The following is a 21,232-nucleotide window of genomic DNA, read 5'->3' on the forward strand; positions in this document are numbered from 1 at the left end:
CGGGCTGACTGGTGCATAGTAAGGCTGTCAAGGTCGCTCCAGGCAAACTCCCGGAACTGCTTCAGCCAGTCAGGATGGGCGGACAGTCTGGGATCGTCCATTGTGACCGGCTCCCAGCAGAGTTCTTCCAGCTTTCGGCCCACCAGCATGGGGCCAATGGCTGCCTGCCGAACGGGAGCCATGCTTTCCCGGATCATCTCCTCTGGGGCCTGTTCCATCTCCCATTCCTGGAACAGATAGTCCAGTTCCTCTCGGCTGTCTTGATCCAGCCCAACCGCAAACCGTTCCCAGCCCAGGGTGACGGTATCGCCGGGAACGAAAACATACTCCCGGCCATCTTTCTCAAATATACCGGTGGTGCAGCTCTGGCCCCAGCGGTCAAAGGGTTGTAGACCGAGAAAGGTCATATTATAACGAGCAGCAAGGCTTTCCATCAGCGCCTGCTTCTCGGTGGTTTCCATTTGATTGAATTGGGTGCGAAATAGTCTTTCGTTCATAGCAAGTCCTCCTACAGCCTATCCAGATTCTCCTGTAGATCGCCCTGCATCAAGTGTTGGGCAATGGCTTGGTTCAGTGCCTTATGGGGGTGATAGGCTGCCTGCTCTACATCGTGGAGGCACTCCGCCATCAATGCCTCTGGCGAAATGTCTTCCCGTTTGCCATAAAGATGGCCGAAGGCATAGCACACAGACTTTAGAAAGTCAAAAATGTAGTCGTGATTTCCGCGCATACTGGGCAGATCATTGAATGAGCCCATACCACCGTATGCCCGAAGATGATGGGCAACCTCCCGCCGCTGATTCCAGTCCTGAATGTCCCGCTCCAACCAGTCGATCCAGTTCTTGAATTCCGGATGGTCTGCCTGAAGGATTGAGCGCAGACAGATCAGAGCCTCAGTATAAATATCTGTCTGTTTCATCAGATTCCTCCCAACTATTTTCCGAAATGGTCCAGATACAAATCCCGCACAGAATAGGGGCCTACAAGGTTCGTTTCCTGCCGGCCATCCCAGGAATACACATGAATTTTGCCCTCGTCCCCAAGGTACTGTTGTTCCTCAAAGGATGCGGGGAAGGGGAAACTTTCTACCATGCTCCAGTCGATCTTGGGTTTCAACCCATCAAACTCCTCGCGCTTGAGCCTTTTGAAGTTAAATACCAACGCTGCCCCAATCCCATCGAACAGCAAGTCTGCGTATTCTCTGGGGGTGATGCTTTCGCTCACATTGGCGGCATCAATATTGACATCCAGAACCTTGTTGCCGCAGTTTGTCCAGATCTTGTCGGGCGAGAACCAGGTGGTGCGCCCCTCATTGTCTGCAAAGTCCTCACGGGGATACCATCCGTTTGCGCTGTCCGGCTTGACGCCTTCCCGAAGCGTCCCATTGTACGGGGAAAGCGGATAATATCGGTGCCGCACCGGATCAAATCGGTCAAACGAAATTTTCAGCAGATACCTATGCTTTTCGCTTCGCATGAGCTTATGGGGCTTCACGATATGTTCTTCGATCAAGCTCCAAATGTACTCATCTACACGGATGGATATACGGGGGCGGCTGAATAGTGTGATTTTGTGGGTGTCCGTATCCACATTGAGCCAGACGCGATTGATCTCGACCATTGTCATTCCTCGCTTTTCAAAAAAGCTCCGCTATAAGATCGGCTCTCCCAGATAGACTCAAATTCCGTCTTTTCTATGATGCAGGCGTGGAATTCCTCGCCCCAGACATGGGCGTTCAATTCCTCCACAGTGGGGATTGGCGTGATCTCGATGGCACCGTCGTAAAGGTCGGGGATGTTGCGGGTGTGGCCGTCGGCAAAGATATCAATGGAGCGATGGGCCAGCCGCTCCTTTTCGGTATCCACTTCATAGAGGATGACTGATGGTTCACCCGCTGGTGCGCCCTCCCAAAAGAGCTTGATGTACTCCATCTCAATGTTCTCCCTTCAGGAACACATACGTTTGGGGCGGGATGGGGGTGTATCTTTTTTTAGGGGAAGCAGTTCCTCCAGCTTTTTGGCCAGCGCCTCCACAATGGCGTGGCAGGGGCGTTTGTAGCCTGGTATTTCCAGGCGTTGCAGCCCGGCACACTGGAGAGTTTCGTATTGGTTCAACATGAACAGGGTCAGCTCCGAGATAAGCTGGTATCCTTCCATATTGTCCACGTCGGTATGGCCCTCCTTGGCGGTCATCAGACCGATGATTCCCACGGCCACCGTAAAAGCCCCGCAGCAGGACACTTCCGTCTGCATCCCGATACCCATCACCGAGAACATCTTGCGGGTTTCCTCGGATAAATGTAGGCCATAGTATTCGTTGCAGGCTCGGAACATAGCTTCAGCACAGGTCAAGTCGGTGTCGATGTGGTAAAAGTTGACCAGCTCGTAGAGTTTCATTGTTGCCATACTGTACTCCAATCGCAAAGCATTTCGTTTTGTGTCACCCGGTGCAGCTCGTCCCGTACCTCCATCAGCGCAAAGCCCAGCAGGTTTTGTCCCCGCCACTTCATGGGGTCCTGGGCCTCCGGGGAGCTGGCCGGGAGGCGGATGCCCCAGATGGCATCGTAGGGGCTGGCCTCCGCCAGCACGCTGTCCCCGGTGGAGAGAAGAAATTCCCGCAGATCCCGGTTCTGGCTGAATTTGTGCCAGTTGCCAAGCAGCACAATGGGGTATTTGAACTTGTCCCATACTTTCTGGTCAAAACCCCGCACCTTGCGGCCCAGAGCCTTGATCTGCTTTTGGTCGCTGCATTTCAAAATCTGGTCCCGGATCTCTTTGTCGTCGAACAGCTCGGCCTTGGCAGCCATCATATACTGCTCCATGCAGAGGTAGGAGTCAGCCGTCGTATAGAAGTCCTCCATCCACCACTGGCTGAGGCAGCTTTTTGTCAGCTGGCCGTCCTCGGATGGCTGATGGCCCCAGAACAGGCACAGCTCTCGCGTTCTCCCATCGGCAAACTCCTGCTGAAGCCACTGGCGGGTGTACTTGGGCCGGCCCTCCGGCTGCCACGCCTCCACCAGGAAGTCACCGTGTACCAGCACTTCGCCGCTGTCCTCGTCCTCCCACCAGCCCCTCCAGGTCACCGGCTCGGGAAAGAGAGTACGGTATTCCGTCCGCTCCTCCGGGGAGAGGGTGTCCAGCCAATCGCCAAATCGGTCTATGTAATCCTCCCCATAGCCCATGCGCCAGCCAATGGAGTATCGCTCGATCTCCCGGTGGGCCAGCCAAGGGGGAGGCATTATTTTCTTATCTTGTAGAGCCATAGGGTTTGTCCTTTCCTGTCAGATATCGCTTAGTTCTTCTTTTACATCCAGCGGAGCGCCGTCCAGGGATGTGATCTGTGTCAGCTCTGCTTCCGTCAGATTTTTCAGGAAAATGCAGTATTCGTCCGGGTAGCCTCCCACAAATTCCATTTTAGGCATCCCGATCTGCTCCGGGTCGGTGATCCACAGGCAAGGCTCTCCCGTCGCCCAAAACCGCGTCAGGGTAAGACGCTGACCATGATAAAGGACATTCTGATCCATCCTCATCCCTCCTGTAGCTTCTTTAGCAGCTTCACGATCCGCTCCCGGTTCTTTGCGGTTTTCATGAAGGTGGGGAGATGATCGGCCTGCGTCTTTTTCTGGCCTCCCGATGGCTTTTTCCGCAGGCCGGCGCTGAGATAGCCGATCAGATAGGCAAGGTGCTCCCGGTTGAGGGCCCAGACCGGCTTACCCTGGAAGGAGGTTAAATACCACAGTTCCAGGCCAAACCAGGGGTCCTTCCCATCCTTGATCTCAGAGGCGTAGGAGAAAGCCTTTGCTGTTTTGTGTACCTCGCCCGGCATGGATGCCCCACAATAGGGGCAGGCCACATGGAGAACGGAAAAGTGCTGTTTTGCCGCATCTTCAATATCCACCCGGTAGTATCTTCCGCAGTTTTTGCACTGGTTATGGACATCGTAGCGGTAGACCGTCCGATCCTGCGTCATCCGGTGGCCGCAGCTTAGGCAGCGAAAATATGCGTTATCCTCATCCGCTGTCACCACACCTGCGCCGTGGCACTTGGGGCATTTCACTTGGATGCCGGTGGTGAGGGCGCTGTAAACGCTATGGGTGAAATAGGGTTCGTCAACAATGCGGCTCATATAGCGCAGCCTTTCTTCTGAGAACATTGTATCATGTTTGAAGTCCTATAAAGTTCCAGACCATGTGTATTTAGTCTGGAATGGTGATTTCGCTGACCTGTGCCCCAAAGCCTTCCAAGAACAGTTGGACGTTTTCGGGGGAGTCAGGGGAGAAGCTATCAGAGAGAATCGGGACACCGGTGGCCAATACGGCACTGTCCTGTCCGACCACAAAGGAAACCATGACTGGGGCGGCATTTTCATAGGTGTAGAGGTAGAGGGTGTTTTCAGTCAGGCCGTCGCAGACGAAGGTGTCCGAAACGGTGCAGATGCTGGCAGCGGCTAAGGTTTCTGCACCGTCTAGGGCATTGATCTGGTTTGCTGCGGCACTTTGGATGGCTGCATGGATGCGCTTCTGCAAAGATTCAGAAAAGCCGGACAGATCGGTCTGGCCGGTAAGGCTGGTAACGGCCTGGTCGGAAAATTGGATTTCATAGACGGCTTTGGGCTGGGAGAAGTCCCCCTGGCCAGCGTTTGACAAAATTTCTCTCACAGCGGGGTCGCCTGTAAAGAGGGAAACCCAGGCTTCGCTTTGGATTGCTTCGTTCATTTCAGATACCAGTGCAAGGCCCTGACTGTAAAGTTCCGAAGCAGGGGAGGAAGTGATTTTGCTGTTACAGGCCCCCAAAAAGAGGAGAGCCGACAGAGATATCGCTGGGACAAGAATTTTAAGGTGTTTCATATTTTGTACCTCTTGAGATCGTTAGAAACTTATAACGCGCTCGGCAAGTGAAACCGGAATGGTTTCAAGTCTTTGGTTTTCGTTGTCAGATCAGCAATACTTTTTTGCAGGTTTTGTACCTGATCCAAATACTCCGCAGGCGCATCAATCTGCTTTAGGTAGCCTGTATAGCGGATGATCTGATCCAGTGCCCGTTTCCTGTATTTGGCGATTTCGCCTAAACCGGAATAATTGGGGCCTGCCACATAGCTCGGAACATCTATGGCCTGAATCATTTCTGGATCAGGTGAACCATGTTCTTCTTTCTCAGATTTGATGGCTGACAGCATATCTTCCACAGAAAAACGAATGCCGCGCTCACAGAGAAACCGTAGTTCATCAAACAGGTGGTTCGCCACAAAATGTTCTGCCAAGGGCTCAAAAATTACGTCATCCTGATACCAGCCTCCGTGGGCGCAGGAAATCAGTTCCCGGTAACGCTTTTCTATGATCCACTGGTGCAGAATCTCTTTGCTGCCGATCATCCATGCGTCCAGACGGGCCTTTGTTTCCTCGGGGCTATCGTAGGCTGTTCCATAGCAGGGCAGGCCATTGGCTTTTAGCCACTTGGTCACTGCCTTGCTGAATTTTGTGTAGCTCAATGTACTGCCCCCTTCATGTTATTTTATTTCTGCCCGCAGTGTTCTCTTCATGTCCGCCAAGTCTTTTTCCTCTAAACCGTATGCTTGCTCGATCAGATTCGCATATCGGTCTACATACTGCAAAAAATGCGCTTCACACTGTAAATCGTACAGCAGTAGGCAGCCGTTGTGGAACACAACGGGATCAGGCACCGTTTTTTCCTCCTCAACTGCCGCCAATCGTAGAACCTCGTCAGCGATGACAAGCCGTTCCGACTGGCCCTTGAGTTTTGAAAGTGCCATTTGTGCATAAGCGGCAACTTCATCCTGTTCGTATAAGGCGGCCTCTGTCAGTTCTTTCTGGACAAGGAGAAGCACTTTTTTATCCCACATCTCAGTGCTTCGCAGGAGAGCCAGCACCAGCATCCTTCTATGAATGTCCCGGTTTTCCCAAGAATCAAGTTCCAGGGATAAATCCTTTTGTTTCACTTGGTCTGATTTGCATGACCATTCAGACAACTTGGCCCGAAACGCCTGATAGGCTGACATCATTTCAAGCCATGCTGGACTATGATCTTTGCTGAACTCTATCATACAGCTTGCTCTCCTCAAAAATCACGAAGCTCATCAAATTTATCAATCAGGGTATCTTTCTGGAGCGCATCGCCCGGCAGGGCATCCAGGATACCCCGCAGGGCCATGTAAATTTCATCCCGCTCCTCGGTTTCGATAAAGCCCATCTTGTTGAAGGTCTGGGTATAGGCTGTCACCGCATCAAGCGCCTGGGCCTGGGCGTCCTCACCCGGCGCAGCGGCCAGCTTCATCAGCTGGGAACGAGTCTTGCGGTATTGATTGGCTGCCTTTTTCGCAGCGGAGGCGGGGATATGCTCCGCACCGTCCCAACCCCGGAAGGGATTGTCCAGGTTTTGCGCCAGCCACTCCGGTTTCCGGGCCTTAGTGATCCACAGATCCATTCCCGGCTTGCTTTTCCAGAGCTGCTTTGCCGCTTTTGCCGCCGTTTCCGGCAGGCTGGTCATCCAGAACCAGCGAAGTTCCGGCATCTGTTCCGGGGTGGGGATGTCAGCTGCGCCGAAGCCGAACAGGTCGAAGGTGGAGAGGTTCGTCAGTTCCCGGAACCCTCCCACGGCGGAGAAGTTCCCCAGGTTTCCCGGCGCGCCCCAGAGCCGCAGTTCCTTCAGGTGGGGATGGACAGCAGCCAGACCGGTCAGATCAAAGTCCTTCAGCTCGATGCCATGCAGCCCCCGTAGGTTCGGCAGTTCCGTGTGCGGGCAGTATTCCCCGATAAATTGGAGGGTCAAGCTGCTGCCATCTTCGGGGGCATGGATGGTACAGGCGTCCAGCCCCTTGTTCTGGAACAGGAGCTGCTCCGTTCCCTCACACAGCCATAGCTCCTCCAGCCCGGTCATGTCCAGCATCAGCTTTCTGATGCTGGTGCCCCGCAGATCAAGTGTCCTCTGACCGTGGTTCAGCAAAGTCACTTCATCAACAAAGGGGTTTTCCCGCAAAAACTCCAGCAGATCCGGGTGCCACCGCTCGCAAATGAGTTCGGAGAGGCAAGGCAACGCCTTTAGTTCCAGCGCCGAATCGAATGGTTCGTACTGGTCCGTCACCCGATGGCTGCTGACCTTCACCGGGATACCGCCGATCTCCGTTTTCTCTTCGCTCTCCATGGCCTCCTTGAAGGCCCGCCGCCGTTCCTCCGGGATGGCCTGCCACCGGATCTGGAGGTACACATCATAGCCGTCACTCCAGCCTCCATAGGAGCGGCAGGACTGGTCGGTGAAGGGCGGAAGTGTACCCACCAGTTTATACTGGGGCGGGACCTCCACCGGCACCCGCAGTAGGTGCAGCTCCCGGGGCCAGTACATGAAGTCCTTGTAGAGTGGGCGGAGATGGGGCAGTTCCTCCGCAGTCAGAGGGGCGTCGCCCACCCAATCCAGAGAGAGGATCACCGCCCAAGACTCTTTGCTCACCGTGTCCGGCGGCGCAATATAGGCCACCTGACAGGCGGTGTAGCGTTTCAGATATTGGTTGTAGACCGTATAGACCTCTCCGGCGCTGGCTTTCATGGCGTCACGCTCCTCTCATCCGTTCTTTTCCAGATAGAATCCCCATACGCAGTTGGAGAACTCTCCAGCGGCAAATCGGTGGATCTGCCCGTCAATCTCCACCTGCCAGACCTCGAAGGTATGGTCTTGGTGATAGATGGGGTCTTTGACTTGTACTCGCTTTCCGGTGGTTTGCCAGTCGTAGTCAAAGATATTCACACCAAATAATTTGCATTGACCGTCTGGGCCAAAGGTTTCATATTTCCAAGCCATGTGATGCCTCACAATCCTGTCCGCTGCCAGCCGTCCAGCCGCTCCTGCACTGCGTCGATTTTCCAGCCATCGCCCACACGCTTCATCAGGAAGCGGCGGTCAAAGCCGGTATTTTGCTCTTTGGTGTAGATGTAGAGCTTGTTCTTTGTGATCTGCTCTGCATCAAGGAATTCTTCTCCGTTGTAGGTGCCCTGGGCGCTGTAGGAGAGGCCCAGAGGCCGGTAGCCCAGACGGGGCTTTTCGCTCACATACTTCTCCCAGATCGCCAGCAGACGGGGTACGGCCTCGGCGTCCTCAAATCCGGCCCGCTCCATATACCGCTCCCATTCCGTCATCTCGGCAAAGAAAGCGGACAACACCCTGCGGCACTCCTCCGCCGCCTGTTCGTCCAGTTGGACGGGCTTTTTGGCCTTTTCCCGCTGGAGCTGGGAGAAGTGTTCCATCTGCTCCTGGGTGAACTGCACATGGACCACCGGCTGGATGCGGCTGTTGCCAGCGATGGCCAGCAGGCCCTCGTATGTCACGGCGGTATGGTCGATCTGAATGTGGGAGAGCCTGGGGATGGAGGCCGCCTGGAGCAGTCCGGCATCGTCCAGCCTGGTGCGGTTGAGAGTGATAAGGTCCAGCTTGCAGCCTTGCAGGGCGGACAGCCCGCTGCCGTGGATGGCGGCATTGCCGTCCAGCAGCAGATAGCGCAGCTTGGGCATGGCGGAAAAGACAGGGAAACAGCCGTCAGTGAGGGCGCCGTCCTCAACGCCGAAGTTGGTCATGTTTTTGTGTCCGGCAAAAGGAGAGAGCAGGTCATCCGTCACCGGATAGCCTTTCACATGGAAGCCCACCAGGGTGTAACCGGTCAGCCGCTCCATGATCTCTGCGGTCAGCTCCGGGACTTCAAACTGCTTTTCTCCGTCTAAGGTCAGGACACCACTTACCCAGTCTGCTGTCCGTGCCCGTTTTGGCCATTCCATGGTTTGCCTCCTTATGCCTGTTCTTTGTAGCTGGATTCAATGTCGATGAAATGCACATACACGGCGCAGACTTCGCCCTTTGCGTCATAGCCGAAGTAGACCGGATAGTAGCCGTCACCCCAGCCGGAGGCGAAGATGGGCAGATTGCAGTCGGTGTCCGGCACGGTCCAGTTGAGCCAGTCGCCATAGCTCGATTGATATTGGGGCTGGGCCTTGGCGTTCTCCTCCAGCAGGTCGCAGAACAGGTCGTTGTAGAAGTCGATGTCCGGGTCTTCCTCCAGACGTTTGTCCCAGTATATCTTGAGGACCGCCTGGGTCTGGATGTCCGCAATACAGCCCATCCCGGTATCTACGCCAAAGCCAAAATAATCACCCTCGTCCAGTTCCTCGTCCAGATTCTCTTTGCCGGTCATGCCCAGCTCATAGCGGACAGGCTTTTCTCTGCTGACCTCCACCTTGGCACAGGCGTAGCGGTCGCCGTATTTTTTACTTGGCACCACGCAGATCTTTACCGGATAAGTCCCGACAGGGAGCGTCTGGATAAAGGGCGATGCGTCTTCCGGCTCCACCATCGGGTCGCAGGCGAAGATGGTTCCGGTAGGGAAGTGAACTGCCCCAATGTCCAACACATCCACGCCCATGGTCCCAATCACGTTTTCTGTAAAATAGGCGTTCAGGTCTGTCTTGCAGGCCAGTTTCTCCTTGATGGATTCATATTTGTTCAGCCATTCGGTTGTCGGCATACTCGTTTCCTCCTGTTGTTTCGGTTTGAGGATAGGTTAGCTCTCTACGATGCGAACCGGTTTTCCTCCAATTTCAATTTCCAGCTTTACGCCATAGTCCTCCGTCCATGCGGGGCACTTGCTGAGCAGGGCTAGGATGCGCTCATCCGGCTCCCGGCCAAGGGTCACGCGCAAAATCACGGACCAGCCCCCATATTCCTTTTGAAATTCCTCGCTCTGGGTGTGGTTCAGGTAGCCTTCCATCTTGTCCAACAGGGCCTTCTGCGTTTCCGGGGAGCCGTCAATGAATCCATTGCAGACGAGGACCATCAAAACTTCCTTTGTTTCGGGTTTTTCCGCCAGAATGTCGATCTTATCCAGGTCGCCAAACATATTTTCAATGGACATCGTTTTCACCAGTCCCTTTCCCGGATGGCTTCCTCCATATCAATGGGAATGCCAAACCACTTCAAAATGTAGTCTACTGTGACGCCGATGCAGTCCCGGGCCACCGTTTCGATCTCGCTGTCGTGCTCGTCAAACTCCTCCTGGAGGTCATTGATGCCGCTGACCGCCTCGTCCAGGGTCTCCTGTATCACTTCGGTGTCGGTTTCACCGCTCTCCAGCAGGTCGATGACCTTCTGAAGCTCGTCTTTTACCTTGTCCACCAGAAAGGCAGGATAGTAATCGTCCTGATACATTTCGTCCAGCAGTTTGTAATTGGGGTCAAAGGTTTTCATAGGGATTGCTCCTTCCTCATTCAAACATCAGGTCATAGGATTCGGTCAGGCTGCCGTCGTCCTCATGGAACACACACCGATACAGAGGCTGGCGCTGCGTCGCTTTGCGGAACCGCTCCAGAACGGGGGCCAGAGGCCCATCGGTAGGGATGCCGAGGGCATCAGCAACCCGCCGCCAGCTGTCCATATCAATATCTTCCAAGTTGATATTACGCTGCCTCTGCCCGTATTCCTCCAGTGTTTTGGCATCCGCATACTGCTTCGCGTCACAGTAATCCTGCCAGCAGATGCAGCTCACGATCAGGGAAAAGAGGTCCTCCATGCCCTCGGCCAGACGGCCCGCCTCTCCCTCGCTGCTGTAATAGCCGATGGAGCCGTCCTCCAGCAGGTGGTATTCCCCACCGGAGCCGTCTCTGGCAAAGGCCATACCGGGCAGAGTGAAGGTGCATCGGCCCTCCGCCTCATCCCGCTCTGTCAGTTCATCCAGCAGGGAGAAGTCAAACAGAACATCAAATTCCTTTGCCAAATCGGGGTTTTCCCGCAATACTTTCAAATGATCCATCGTCGTTCCCTCCGTTTATGGTTCTTGCGTTATCCCGCGCAACTGTTCCATCCACTGCGCCTCCTCGGTGATCTCGTCGTTCCAGTAAAAATGGTTTCTGTCTCGGGCCAGATGATCGGCAAGCGGAGGTGCGCCTGGCGGGGTACATACCGTAAAACTGTCCCGATCCGCCCCCTTAATCTCCCGATTGAGGTAGTACACCCGCCTGGCATCGCGGGAATACCAGTGACTGAGCAATTCCCATGAGGGGAGATCTGCCTTGGGGAGCTGCTTACCGTAAGCATAGATCCGTTTCTCATCCCTGGCAAAATAGGTGTCACCCAACGAGCGGAAAGAGGAAACTTCCGCGCCTTTGATGATCTTCACCTTGCCGTCTCCGTTGTGGAAATAGACTTGCCGGCTGTCCTTTGCATATCCCTGGGGCGCACCCGAATCGTTCTGGCCATTGTCTAATACCTGGAAGGTTGCCAGCTCTACATCTGGGATTCTCCCGCTGGTAGTGTAGACGGCTGTTTTGTCCATCGCGTAGGCATAGTTTAGTACCCGAAACGATGCCGGGTCTGCTCCACGCAGGCGAATCCCGCCGAGAAAGCAGGCCGTAGAGGATTTGCCCCAGTAATGCCAGCAGCAGAAGTCTTTGGGCGAAACACCCTTCAGCAAGCCGTTTTCATATAGGCCAGAGAAATAAACGGCTCCATCTTGAAGGAAAAACTCATTGTCCACCGGCTCTATGTTTGTGATCGGCTGCAGCAGTTCTTTGTGATGATCTGTTATGCTCAGCTCGATTTCCTCGTCACTATAAACCAAATGCAGCCCATGAGGAGCCTTTCTATCGAAATGCAGTTCAATGTCATGATATTTGAGGATTAGAGGTTTCCCGTCGCTTCTCATGGTGGAAACGGCATCGGGCTTGCCGAAAATTTCTATCACCTCATCCTGTGACATTCCAAATTTCAGAGGTGAAATGTTCTGGGGATTCTGCAATATTTGATTGCGCCAAGCCGTAAAGTTCTGTTTCATGATTTTAATAGCACTGGAGGATCAACCAGATCCGGTCAAAGCGGCGGACGGCCAGGTCCTCTTTGGTAATGTAGAAATAGATGTGCCCGCAGTCTCCGAACATCAGCTCAAAGTCGCCAAGCTCCACGGTATCCAGCTGGAACAGCAGCATCCAGCGGTCCTGGGCGGAATCTTCCGCCCGCTGACGGACCTCCTTGGGGATATTGAGCCAGCCGTTGCCCAGATAGTAACCCTGGGTCACCAGGTCGCACTCGTCAAACATACTGTTCTGGATCACATCGGGCCAGCCCAGCAGCTGGGAGCGATCATCTGGGTCCTCAGGGTCCTCGCCGGTCAGTTCTTGCCAAGCCGCATCGAAAGCGTCATCATCTTCCTCATCCGGGAACATCTCGCTGAAGTCCTGCCAGGAAGGATAGGAGGTCTTGGCATCCAGCTTGATCTTGACCATGGGAAACTTGAAATCCTCTCCCATATCCGCAGGAAAGTTCGCAGTGGACAGAGCCGAAAGGTCTTCAAACCAATAAACGCGGGCGCAGCCCTTGTCCTTGGGATCATAGCCCCAGCACTGGGTATCCGTCTCATAGAAGAAGGAGAGCAGGCCGTGATCAGGCAGAAGATGCTCTTTGTCAAACTGGGCCAGCTCCGCACAGTTGAACTGAGCCAGGAAAGTGAGAGGACGATCCTTCACCACATGGTCATAGCTCTCGCCCTCATAGGTGGGCCAAACGAAGTCCGGCGGCACATCCGGCTTCCCGCCGAAGCGGGTGGCGCCCAGCTTGTATGTTTCTTTTCTGGCAATTTTCAGCTGAATGCTGTTTCTGCCCAACGACTCCAGTTTCTCTTTGATGCTCATGTCAGTTCCTCCTTGTTAAGTTCTTACAGCTTTCCATCCAGTGCCTCAACCGTTTTCATGGCAGCGGAATCAAATCTGCACTGCCGCAGATCCCGTTCAATCAGGGCAAACACATCCGGAAAGCACTCAATCTCATCCTGATACTCATATTTCGCATATAGTTTTCCGTACTCGGAGATCCAGACCTCTGCCGGGTAGTAGTAGCCGATATGACCGATGGGCTGGCATTTTTCACCGGCAGCCTGTTCAATCTCTGCCAGTTCACAGCCGGACATATCCCGAAAATAGGCTTCTTCCAAATGGTTTTTGATCCCGTTGACCAGGTAAGGGAACAAAGCGAATTGGAAGTCAGCCGCCCAGTTCAGTTTTTTCTGCTCCAAGTACCACTCACAGCACAGGCCGAAATACTTGCGGTAAAACCGCTGGGTGGTCTTCATCATAGGGACGCCATGATCGGCGTAATATTGCTCCGCAATGGAGATGTCCACTTTTCGTCCTTCCTGCCATCCGGCGTACTCCATCAGCTGCTTGACCTTGCTTTTGAGATCACCGGAGATAGGGATGCGTTCTTTGATCATGATGCCTGCCTCCTGCCTATAATGGATAAGCTCCTCCACTTTAAAACAAAAATACCGCTCCTGTATTGGGCTGTCACCTTCGGGGGATGGGCAAAAGATCGCACAGCAGGCCATTGTCCCGCAGTTTCTTCTGTGCAGCCAGTGCCTCGGGTCGGGTCAGACCCGAAAGCCGGCTGCGCAGCTCCTCCCAGGGCATCCGCACAACTTCCCGATCAGAACAGCGCAGAATCTCGCCCAAAGCTGCACTCTGGTTCTCATGGAGCAGCTTGGCTTTGATTGCCGCCTCTGCATTCCGGTCAAACCGCACCATAAACCGGGACCGGAGGACCACACGGGTCAGGACGCCGTTTTCATCCCGTTCACAGCGCACCCAGTGGCGCTCCATGGTCAGCAGAAGTGTGCCATCTTTCTCCGTCTGGACTCGGTCCGGATAACAGCGGCAGTATTCCTCCAGGGGGTGATTCTGGAAATAGACATGGGGCCCAAAGGCTGCCAGGTCGATCTCCATCTCCTCCATATCCGGGTCGATCCACCGGATTCCCTTGATGTTTGGGGGAATGATCTGGCAATGGTGATAATCGGTCTGTTCATTGAGACTGGTAAAGACTTCACCTATATTGTAGGAATTGACGGTCCGGCGCTTCAGCTCCGCCAGAAATGCCTCCGGTCGCCCAGGTACTGACAGATAACGCTTCCAGGCTGCCTTGACATTGATGGATTCCCCTCCGATGATCCGGCAGTTGGCATCTGGATGATCGGGACAACTCAGCCATGGGATTCTCCCCAGAAGCCGGATAGTTGGTCCATTTTTAGGGAACGCATCGTCCAGATAGTTGACGCCATACCAGAACTTTGGCTGGATGATTTCGGCGCCGCACTCCGGACACACCGCTTTCATGGAGCGATTGACAGTCCAGATCACATAGCATCGATCCTGTGCCTGCCAGGCACAGTACAGAAATTCCCCCAGCCCCATATACCGGACAAAGTCCTCCAGATCAGCCTGTTCCGGCACCGGACGGGGCGGCTCCTGCTGTTCCTGGAATTTCCTGATTTCCTTTTTGGGAAAACGATAGCCTTCCTCACCCAACAGCTCTGCGACCTGTTCCAGGTACCAGGCCCAAAACTTCATTTCTTCCACCCGCTGTTTCCCGGCGCTGGCGTCCTCGTCCCGGCCTGCCCAGGCTACTGCCGCACACCAGGCGGCATCCCAGTCATAGAAGTCGAGATCCTCCTCCTTGCATCCTATGCGGTCGGGGCTCAGCAGCGGCTCATCGTAGAGAGCAGTCACTGCCCCGTTCCAGGCGGCCAGCGCCGCCAGCGGGGCACTGCTGTATCGCTCCTCATCCATCAGGGACATGAAGTCGGTTTTTGTCAGAAGCTGATCCAGCTGCTCTGCGGTGCATTTTCCATCCAGATAGGCGCTGGTCTTCCGCAGCAGAGCCTGGGGACGTTTGTCCTCTGCATCATAGGCACTCCACACTCTTGAAACCTTTTTCCCACAGGCCAGGGCCAGCTGCGCCCGTTTTCTCACAGCTTCGGTGAGCGGTCCGGGGTGCTGTTCATTTACCTCTGCCGGACCCAGAGCCAGCCAAAGCTTCTGCCTTGCGGAAACACGCAAGCAACCGGTTTCAATCAGCTCCTTTTGGGCTTGCTCTATTACTGTATGCATATTCTTTTCTCTCCTTAAACGGTAGTTAGAACTTATGGGGATACCCGATCTTATCCAGGCCTGCCTTGATTTCTTCCCAATCGCTGCGTTTCGGGTTCAACGCAGTGACCAGTTCTTTTGTCACTGGAATCCCATCAGCAAGCTGGCGCACAGCCTCCAAAGGCAGGTCTGCTGGGTAAAACCACTTCCCATAATCCACATAGCTCTGTGGATTGCCATCAATCGTGGAGAGCAGATCCTTGGATGCGTCCTCGCCGTCCATGGGATTGCAGTGCCATGTGGTGCCATCTTCCGTCCAGACGCAGAAGGTACTTTTCATCTTTTTGACTTCACGGCTGCCCATGAGCTTTTGCAACGCAGGGGGCATCCCATCCGTCAGGTCTTCGATTCGGGGAAGTTTTTCCTCCCAGTCGTAGAGTTCGGAATCCACACCGTTGATTACACAGCCTTCCGGCGCAAACATGACGATCATGCTCTGGTCACTGCCATCAGTGGAAAAGAATGCCTCTTTGCCTTTTCGCCATGCGGGGTTGTAGGTATAGTGGCGGATAAAGCTCCATTCCTCCTCCACCATGATGATGTCCAGAGCAGCCAACCCTTTGCAGAAATTTTTCAGGCGCTCCGCATTGGGCAGGCCAGATAAATCTTTTGTGGAAATCATGTGGTTATCCTCCTGTCTTTCGTCACCACAGTCGGTCAATCTGGGTATATATCTTATTAGGCTCTCTGTCCGTAAAACTGGTCAATGAGTCAGTGGGTTCTGTAAGCGGCATCACATTCAAAATATCCAGTACATAATACCAGATTCCTGTATCCCAGTCCCGGAACCGCCCATTGCAGACAGCTCTCCCATACTCGCCGGGAGCCAAATCCAATGCCAGCTCATTGAGAGGCTGTTTCTGCCCGGTCTTATCGTAGGTATATCGCTCCGGCATCGCCCCGATGTGCCAATCATTGCGGTAGCGCACATGGATTCCGGGCTCCTGCTGAATCAGTTCGAAAGGGTGAAGCCGCATTGTGCCATTCGGCTTCCACTCCATCAGCCTACGACAGTCCCTATCGATCTGAAATCCATCGGGCCTCTGTATGATAGATGCAAAGTGAGTAGGTAGACCAAAAGGATAATAGGAGAAGAAGTCTTTAGGCAGACGCATGGCTCTGGGATACTGGTTCCGCTGTGCGGCCGCATTTCCGCCCCGGCAGTCTTTATACCATTGCAGGCGGATCTGCTGAACCAGAAGTGTGGGCAGATGCTCCAACTGATGCTTATTCTGTTTCATCGCCATACCTCCTTCCTTGATAGATCCATCCAATGGTCTTCCATGTTTCAGGCATTTACAACTCTGCCACAAACTCATAGGAAACCGCAATGATGTCGTAAACATCATCGTATGTAAACAGCCGGTAGTGCTGATAGATGCCTTTGTCAAAGTCTTCCCGCACAGGCAGAGACTCCAGCCAGGTGCTGTCCTCAATTAAATCGAAGGAACTGCCATCCAGATACTCCGTCCCAGCCAGATTTTCATAGGTGTCCAATTCACAGGTAAAACAGGCCAGCACCTGCCGGAAGGTGAGTGTGTAGGGAACCCAGTCTTTTTCGTCCCTGTGCTGGGAGATCAGATGCCCATTGATGTCCCCCGTAAAGGTCAGATTGTTCAGAGCATCCTGTTTCACCTGATCCAGATAGATGCAGTCCCGTCCCTTCAAAACACCTAAGCAGGTATTAACAGCAGTCGCTTTTTCCATAGGCAATTCTCTTTCATCAGCTTTCATGGGTAATACAGAAAATCTCCTTGTTCAAGTCAAAGTAGATTACCATCAGCTCGTCGGTGATCTCCGGGTTGAAGGACAGGTCCATAATGAAAACTTGCTGATTCATCTCGTCATCCACCAGACTGCCGAACCGCTTGAGCTTCAAAAAGTCCACCATCTCGGCAAAGGACAGTTTGGATGGGTCGGTTCCCGGAAAAAGTTCCGCCGCAATATCCGGGCCTACATCGTCCCGGTGGAACTCCATAAAAAATGTCACAACGCTATGGTAGCGGCTGTCCTCGTCCGCCAGCGCCGCTTTGATGGCGGCTTTGGCCTTCTCCGCCAATTTCTCCGCCTCATCCAGCATTTCTCCCACCGCATCCATGGCAGCAGGATCGCCGGTCAGTTCTTCCTCTACATCGAAGATAAAGGGTAGTCTCGATTCCTCGGGAAAGTTGAAGATCTCCTCGCCGGGCGTATATGTAAAATCAATGCGTTTACAGTTCAGTTTCATAATGTTATCCTCCTTACCCCTCAATGTTGGCAGTTTTTAGGCCCTTTTTCAAGGAGCCGTAGACTGTGACCGCATGGTCGGTGAACATCTCGTCGCAGTCAAACCAGGCGGTGAAGCTGCCGCCGGAGGTGACGGAAAGGCTCGTCATGCTGATTCGCCGGGCCAGTTCGTCCTCTGTGATAGGGTCGGTTGCCGGATTGCGGGGGTTTTCCTCATCCTGGGAGATCCAGTCGTTGGCCAGCCCAGTCAGGTTCTTTGCCGCAAGCTCCCGCATGGCCTTGTTCCAGGTGTCACAGTCGGCCAGCAGCTTCTTGGCGGCACTGCGGGCGCGGGTCCAGGAGGGCTTGCTCTCGGCATTGACCTCCAAAGAAAGGCTCACATCCTTTCCGCACCACTGGATCTCGCCCTCGAAGGTATCATAGTCCTTGTCCAGTGTCAGATCTCCCAGCACCTGGTCCTGGATCACCACCGGCTTGTGGTACTCATTCAGAACGGCCTCAAGTTCCGGGCAGACCTCATGGGCCTTGACCACCTGGGAGATACACCAGGGGCGCACCACCAGATCCTTTGCCTGTTCTTCCTTCATCCGGCGGATCTTCAGGCGGCAGATCTGCTCTTTTTGAAAGCGGCCCCAGCCCTTGTCGCTATTGCGTTCCTCCTCGGTGACCGGCCAATCCAGTCGCTCCTCTTTGGTGGTGACCTTGCCGGTGTCACAGAACACCATGCCCAGCGTCACAATGGTCATTTCCCAAAATTTGCCTTTCCAGTTATATCCGCCCCCGATGCAGCGATTGATCAGGGCGACCACTTCCTGCTCCTCGGGCTCGTACATCTCATAGAATTCTTCAAACATCGGTGTAGCCTCCTTTACAGAAGTTCCAGCACTGCGGCGGCAGGCTGGGCAAACTCCGCCGGGACTTGCTCCAACGCATCCTGGTAGGCTTTTACTGCTGCCCAGGAGTAGTAATAGAAGCTGTAGAACAGGTCATCGGGGAAGATCTCGTCCTCCTCGTAGCGCATCTCATCTTCTTCCTCGTCGTACTCCTCCGACCACAGGTATTCTTCCTTCAGCAGGTCGGAAAAGCGGGGGAGAGGGGCTGCGTGTTCCATCTCGTCTCCATCGTGGAAGCATTGAAGGATGCAGGCAAAGAAGTCCAGCAGCTCCCCGGCCAGGAAATGGGCCGTGGGGTTCCGGCTGCTCTCTGCGAGACCCTTCGCCAGAATCCGGCTTAGGAACACCATGGCAAAGGGGGTGGCGTGCCACAGGGTACTCTGGTGCTCCATGTTGGTGGTGAGTTCATAGAGAGATTTTTTGACGGACGCCAAATCACACATCTGCTCCAGCACCGTCAGGTGTGCGGGGAACTCCGTCCCCCGGCCATAGGCAGTGGTGAGCCGGTGCCACGGGACATCCGTGACCTTGAGATGGGTGATGTAGATTCTGTTTTCCTCTGTCATGTTGTGGCCCTCCTTATTCCGCCGTCTTATTGCGGTACTCCTTCTCCAGTGCGGTGTACCACCGATTCAGCATGGTTTCCAGACTGGTTTTTCCGCCGCGGTCTGTAAAAACAAGGAACTTTTGCAGCAGTCTGGGGAACAGAACTTTGCCCGCTTCTGTCAGGTCCTGGTTGAGATAGACCATCCGAATGATCCGGCTCCGCCGGTCCAGCGGGTTCTTTTTCAGCAGCTCCTTTTCAAAGCAGAACCGCAGGAATACCACATTCTCGTCGTAGAAGTCCTCCATCACAGCCGCGCCAATGCTGGTGTATGTGATGTCGTACACCAAACGGCTCCAGTCAAATTTCTCGGCATAGAGCAGCTTCAGCGCCTCCGCCCAGTATTTCTCCGGGATCACCAGCATCCTGTGCTGGGCGGTACTGGAGTAGCCGCGATAGACGGGGTCCGGCTGCCCCAGCAGCTCGCTCACACTGTCGGTATAAACGAAGCACAGCTCCTCATCGAACAGGCCGCCGATAAAGTTGCCGTTGCAGTACAACATATAATTCTTGGACTTGGCCGGAGAATAAGAGAGGTTATATTCCTGCGAGTCCAGGCTTTTATGTACCTTGTTCAGAAAGTCTATTGATGTCATGGCTTTACTCCTCAAACTCGCCCTCAATCATCCCGTTCAGATACCGGCCGGGATCTGCGATGAAGTCATCCCATTTGGCCAGAGGGTGGAATTCCTCATGCTCGATGTCCAGATACCACAGCTTTTTGTCCCTGGAGCTCCACAGCAGCAGGTAGTCGCTGTAGTTGTCCATCTGCACCATGAGGGAGAGCAGCTTCTTCCGTTTCCAGGTTATCTCCTGCATATCCATGAAGGAGTAGAGCTCCGCCCACTTCACCCATTCCTGATCCGGGAACTCCAGCCGCAGGGGGCCGGTCTTCAAGTATTCCACCAGCTTGGCGGGCAGCTTGTAGGGCATGAGCTGCCGGACCTTTTCCTGCTCGTTGTGCCATTCCTCTGGCTCCAGGGCCTTTAGATAGTCGGCCAGCTCCTGATTTTTGTTTTGAACTGCCACACTGTAGGGCCGGTCACCGTATTTGTCAACAAGGGTGATATCCGCTCCCTGTTCCACCAGCCAGCGCACCATGGAGAAATTGTTGGAGCGGGCGGCCTCGGTGACAGGGGTGGAGGCGTAAGGGAACACCATGTCCGGCTTGTGGTAATTGATATCCGCCCCTTTTTCCAGCAGCAGTTTGGCAAGCTCGGCCTGTCCATCGGACACCGCCGCCCGGAATGCCTCGCCGCCAAACTTGTCCACTGTGATCCCGGCTTGCTCCAGCACCGGGATATTCTCTGGGCGCTTGCCCCAGCGCACTTCCTGGAAGGCCCGCTCTTTCTGCTTCGGGCTGAGTTTTGCAGCCTGTCCAGCAAAGAGCGCCACCACCTCCGGCCCACAACAGCGGGCGGCGGTGAGCAGCAGAGGCTGTTCCTCTGCCAGATCAGGATTAGCTCCATGCTCCAGCAGGAAGTGAATCATGGGTACATCATTCCGAAAAACCGCGATCTCCAATGGCATCAGCTTGATGTATTCGCTGATCTGAATGGGAACATCCAGATCCAGACCGCCTTGGAGCAACGCCTCCAGCTTGGAAGTGTCATGGTCACAGATGGCGGCAGCCGTTTCCGGGAGAGTCTCCCAGCGGCCAATATATGCAATTTGGTACATAAGGCACCTGCTTTCTCGACTTGTACTCATTCATCCCCGAACCGCTCAGCAGCGTCTTTGTAAACAGTGATGCTCTTAGCCACCTTCTTTTTCTGGCTACGGATGCGGAAATAGTTCCACAGAACGCGCTTCAGTTCCGGGTTCTCCACCTTGAGGGGCAGCAGGCTGATGAACATTTCGTCGTAGCTTCCATATAGCACACCACCCCGGTTGTAGGTCTGCCATGTCACCGTAGGTTTGCGGCCCTCTGGGTCCTTGGCCAAATCAAAGAGCCACCGCTCATCCAGCTCCACATACCGTTCAAACATGAACCTTGTGTCATAGGTTCCATAGCTATAATCGCCCCAGAAAATCAGAGCGATCATTCCATCCGGGCCCAGGCGTTCATAGGTCCAGCCTTCCGGATAACAGCGGTAATGGAGCATTCCCAGCGCATGGAACAAAAAGCCTTTTTGCGGCGTATCCAGAAGGGGCGAATAGGTCTCGTATACCTGTTCCTTGGGCTGGGTGATGATCGCCTTCATAAAGACCGGCATCAGCCAGCTGCCGCCGTAGCGTTCATTCAGCTCATCAGCCAATGCTTGCAGCCGCTCGTCCGGGTTGCGGATCAGGGAGGCGGTCAGCACCACAGCGGGAATTTTCTCTTTTTCCTTGGGTGTAGCATCCCAAATACGAAGCCCGTCCGTGATCCACCAGGAGGTACAATCATCATCAGAATAAACAGGTGTGCGTTTCAGCTGGGCGATCCGCTGGGTGTTTTCCGCCAGAAAGCGGTAGACCTCCAGCATTTTAGGCGAGGCTTTCCCCAACATCAAATGGAAACAGAAGTTCAGTTGTTCTATATTCAGTGGCTTTGTGTCCCCCTCG

30 protein-coding genes and 1 pseudogene are annotated in these 21,232 nt (G+C 54.2%); all 31 read right to left on the reverse strand.

All coding sequences use genetic code 11. The features are described 5' to 3' along the window. A pseudogene (locus tag B5E67_RS13895) lies at positions 1–497 on the reverse strand (hypothetical protein); the annotation flags it as partial. 11 nt (positions 498–508) lie between these two features. Then, on the reverse strand, positions 509–919 hold the full coding sequence (locus B5E67_RS13900) for a hypothetical protein (protein WP_087385723.1): 411 nt from the start codon (positions 917–919) through the stop codon (positions 509–511). Positions 920–933: 14 nt separating this feature from the next. After that, entirely contained in the window at positions 934–1,620 is a 687-nt protein-coding gene (locus tag B5E67_RS13905; protein WP_242957014.1) for a hypothetical protein, read from the reverse strand. A gap of 2 nt (positions 1,621–1,622) precedes the next feature. Further along, a complete protein-coding gene (locus tag B5E67_RS13910; RefSeq protein WP_087385725.1) occupies positions 1,623–1,931 on the reverse strand; it encodes a hypothetical protein in 309 nt (102 codons plus the stop codon). Positions 1,932–1,946: 15 nt separating this feature from the next. Next, the gene (locus tag B5E67_RS13915; RefSeq protein ID WP_242957016.1) at positions 1,947–2,405 is read right to left on the reverse strand and encodes a C-GCAxxG-C-C family protein; all 459 of its coding nucleotides are present in this window, start codon (positions 2,403–2,405) and stop codon (positions 1,947–1,949) included. Continuing rightward, the gene (locus B5E67_RS13920) at positions 2,393–3,262 is read right to left on the reverse strand and encodes an NADAR family protein (RefSeq protein WP_087385727.1); all 870 of its coding nucleotides are present in this window, start codon (positions 3,260–3,262) and stop codon (positions 2,393–2,395) included. Before B5E67_RS13920 ends, B5E67_RS13915 begins: the two co-directional genes overlap by 13 nt. An 18-nt stretch (positions 3,263–3,280) precedes the next feature. Then, on the reverse strand, positions 3,281–3,523 hold the full coding sequence (locus B5E67_RS13925; RefSeq protein WP_204246560.1) for a hypothetical protein: 243 nt from the start codon (positions 3,521–3,523) through the stop codon (positions 3,281–3,283). A gap of 2 nt (positions 3,524–3,525) precedes the next feature. Beyond that, positions 3,526–4,125 (reverse strand): hypothetical protein, encoded by a 600-nt coding sequence (locus tag B5E67_RS13930; RefSeq protein WP_087385729.1) that lies wholly within the window; start codon positions 4,123–4,125, stop codon positions 3,526–3,528. A 70-nt stretch (positions 4,126–4,195) separates the two neighbouring features. After that, entirely contained in the window at positions 4,196–4,846 is a 651-nt protein-coding gene (locus B5E67_RS13935; protein WP_087385730.1) for a hypothetical protein, read from the reverse strand. Between the two features lie 29 nt (positions 4,847–4,875). After that, positions 4,876–5,487, reverse strand: a complete 612-nt coding sequence (locus B5E67_RS13940) for a hypothetical protein (RefSeq protein WP_087385731.1) — start codon at positions 5,485–5,487, stop codon at positions 4,876–4,878. A gap of 18 nt (positions 5,488–5,505) precedes the next feature. After that, on the reverse strand, positions 5,506–6,060 hold the full coding sequence (locus tag B5E67_RS13945) for a hypothetical protein (protein ID WP_087385732.1): 555 nt from the start codon (positions 6,058–6,060) through the stop codon (positions 5,506–5,508). A gap of 14 nt (positions 6,061–6,074) precedes the next feature. After that, on the reverse strand, positions 6,075–7,556 hold the full coding sequence (locus B5E67_RS13950) for a hypothetical protein (RefSeq protein ID WP_087385733.1): 1,482 nt from the start codon (positions 7,554–7,556) through the stop codon (positions 6,075–6,077). Between the two features lie 15 nt (positions 7,557–7,571). Then, positions 7,572–7,808, reverse strand: coding sequence for a hypothetical protein (locus B5E67_RS13955; protein WP_087385734.1), 237 nt, complete (start codon positions 7,806–7,808; stop codon positions 7,572–7,574). A gap of 8 nt (positions 7,809–7,816) precedes the next feature. Then, on the reverse strand, positions 7,817–8,776 hold the full coding sequence (locus B5E67_RS13960) for an NTF2 fold immunity protein (RefSeq protein WP_087385735.1): 960 nt from the start codon (positions 8,774–8,776) through the stop codon (positions 7,817–7,819). 11 nt (positions 8,777–8,787) lie between these two features. Further along, entirely contained in the window at positions 8,788–9,552 is a 765-nt protein-coding gene (locus B5E67_RS13965; RefSeq protein WP_242957023.1) for a DUF4241 domain-containing protein, read from the reverse strand. Positions 9,553–9,555: 3 nt separating this feature from the next. Continuing rightward, positions 9,556–9,915 (reverse strand): hypothetical protein, encoded by a 360-nt coding sequence (locus tag B5E67_RS13970; RefSeq protein WP_143405434.1) that lies wholly within the window; start codon positions 9,913–9,915, stop codon positions 9,556–9,558. Further along, positions 9,912–10,238: a DUF5713 family protein gene (locus B5E67_RS13975; RefSeq protein ID WP_087385738.1), complete on the reverse strand. Its 327-nt coding sequence runs from the start codon at positions 10,236–10,238 to the stop codon at positions 9,912–9,914. The genes B5E67_RS13970 and B5E67_RS13975 overlap by 4 nt, the downstream gene beginning before the upstream one ends. A gap of 16 nt (positions 10,239–10,254) precedes the next feature. Beyond that, positions 10,255–10,800 carry a hypothetical protein gene (locus tag B5E67_RS13980; protein ID WP_087385739.1) on the reverse strand — a complete coding sequence of 182 codons (546 nt, stop codon included), beginning with the start codon at positions 10,798–10,800 and terminating at the stop codon, positions 10,255–10,257. 15 nt (positions 10,801–10,815) lie between these two features. Beyond that, on the reverse strand, positions 10,816–11,820 hold the full coding sequence (locus B5E67_RS13985; protein WP_087385740.1) for a DKNYY domain-containing protein: 1,005 nt from the start codon (positions 11,818–11,820) through the stop codon (positions 10,816–10,818). A 4-nt stretch (positions 11,821–11,824) separates the two neighbouring features. After that, positions 11,825–12,673, reverse strand: coding sequence for a YwqG family protein (locus B5E67_RS13990; RefSeq protein ID WP_087385741.1), 849 nt, complete (start codon positions 12,671–12,673; stop codon positions 11,825–11,827). A 23-nt stretch (positions 12,674–12,696) separates the two neighbouring features. Next, complete coding sequence (locus B5E67_RS13995) at positions 12,697–13,251, reverse strand: SUKH-3 domain-containing protein (RefSeq protein WP_087385742.1); 555 nt, start codon at positions 13,249–13,251, stop codon at positions 12,697–12,699. A gap of 73 nt (positions 13,252–13,324) precedes the next feature. Further along, the gene (locus B5E67_RS14000) at positions 13,325–14,923 is read right to left on the reverse strand and encodes an Imm5 family immunity protein (protein ID WP_087385743.1); all 1,599 of its coding nucleotides are present in this window, start codon (positions 14,921–14,923) and stop codon (positions 13,325–13,327) included. A 25-nt stretch (positions 14,924–14,948) separates the two neighbouring features. Beyond that, positions 14,949–15,584: a hypothetical protein gene (locus tag B5E67_RS14005; RefSeq protein WP_087385744.1), complete on the reverse strand. Its 636-nt coding sequence runs from the start codon at positions 15,582–15,584 to the stop codon at positions 14,949–14,951. 22 nt (positions 15,585–15,606) lie between these two features. Next, positions 15,607–16,209: a hypothetical protein gene (locus B5E67_RS14010; RefSeq protein ID WP_055270404.1), complete on the reverse strand. Its 603-nt coding sequence runs from the start codon at positions 16,207–16,209 to the stop codon at positions 15,607–15,609. A 49-nt stretch (positions 16,210–16,258) separates the two neighbouring features. Next, positions 16,259–16,669, reverse strand: a complete 411-nt coding sequence (locus B5E67_RS14015; protein ID WP_242957020.1) for a hypothetical protein — start codon at positions 16,667–16,669, stop codon at positions 16,259–16,261. Positions 16,670–16,685: 16 nt separating this feature from the next. Further along, a complete protein-coding gene (locus B5E67_RS14020; RefSeq protein ID WP_087385746.1) occupies positions 16,686–17,189 on the reverse strand; it encodes a DUF2004 domain-containing protein in 504 nt (167 codons plus the stop codon). Positions 17,190–17,202: 13 nt separating this feature from the next. Continuing rightward, positions 17,203–18,042 (reverse strand): DUF2262 domain-containing protein, encoded by an 840-nt coding sequence (locus B5E67_RS14025; RefSeq protein ID WP_087385747.1) that lies wholly within the window; start codon positions 18,040–18,042, stop codon positions 17,203–17,205. A gap of 14 nt (positions 18,043–18,056) precedes the next feature. Further along, positions 18,057–18,647, reverse strand: coding sequence for a hypothetical protein (locus tag B5E67_RS14030; RefSeq protein WP_087385748.1), 591 nt, complete (start codon positions 18,645–18,647; stop codon positions 18,057–18,059). 13 nt (positions 18,648–18,660) lie between these two features. After that, on the reverse strand, positions 18,661–19,281 hold the full coding sequence (locus tag B5E67_RS14035) for a hypothetical protein (protein WP_087385749.1): 621 nt from the start codon (positions 19,279–19,281) through the stop codon (positions 18,661–18,663). A gap of 4 nt (positions 19,282–19,285) precedes the next feature. Then, a complete protein-coding gene (locus B5E67_RS14040) occupies positions 19,286–20,365 on the reverse strand; it encodes an ankyrin repeat domain-containing protein (protein ID WP_087385750.1) in 1,080 nt (359 codons plus the stop codon). A gap of 26 nt (positions 20,366–20,391) precedes the next feature. Beyond that, positions 20,392–21,232: hypothetical protein (locus B5E67_RS15975; protein WP_242957021.1), on the reverse strand; the 841-nt coding region annotated here is incomplete at its 5' end.

Origin of the sequence: Faecalibacterium sp. An122 (genome assembly GCF_002160895.1) — a bacterium.
Classification (GTDB): Bacteria; Bacillota; Clostridia; order Oscillospirales; family Ruminococcaceae; genus Faecalibacterium.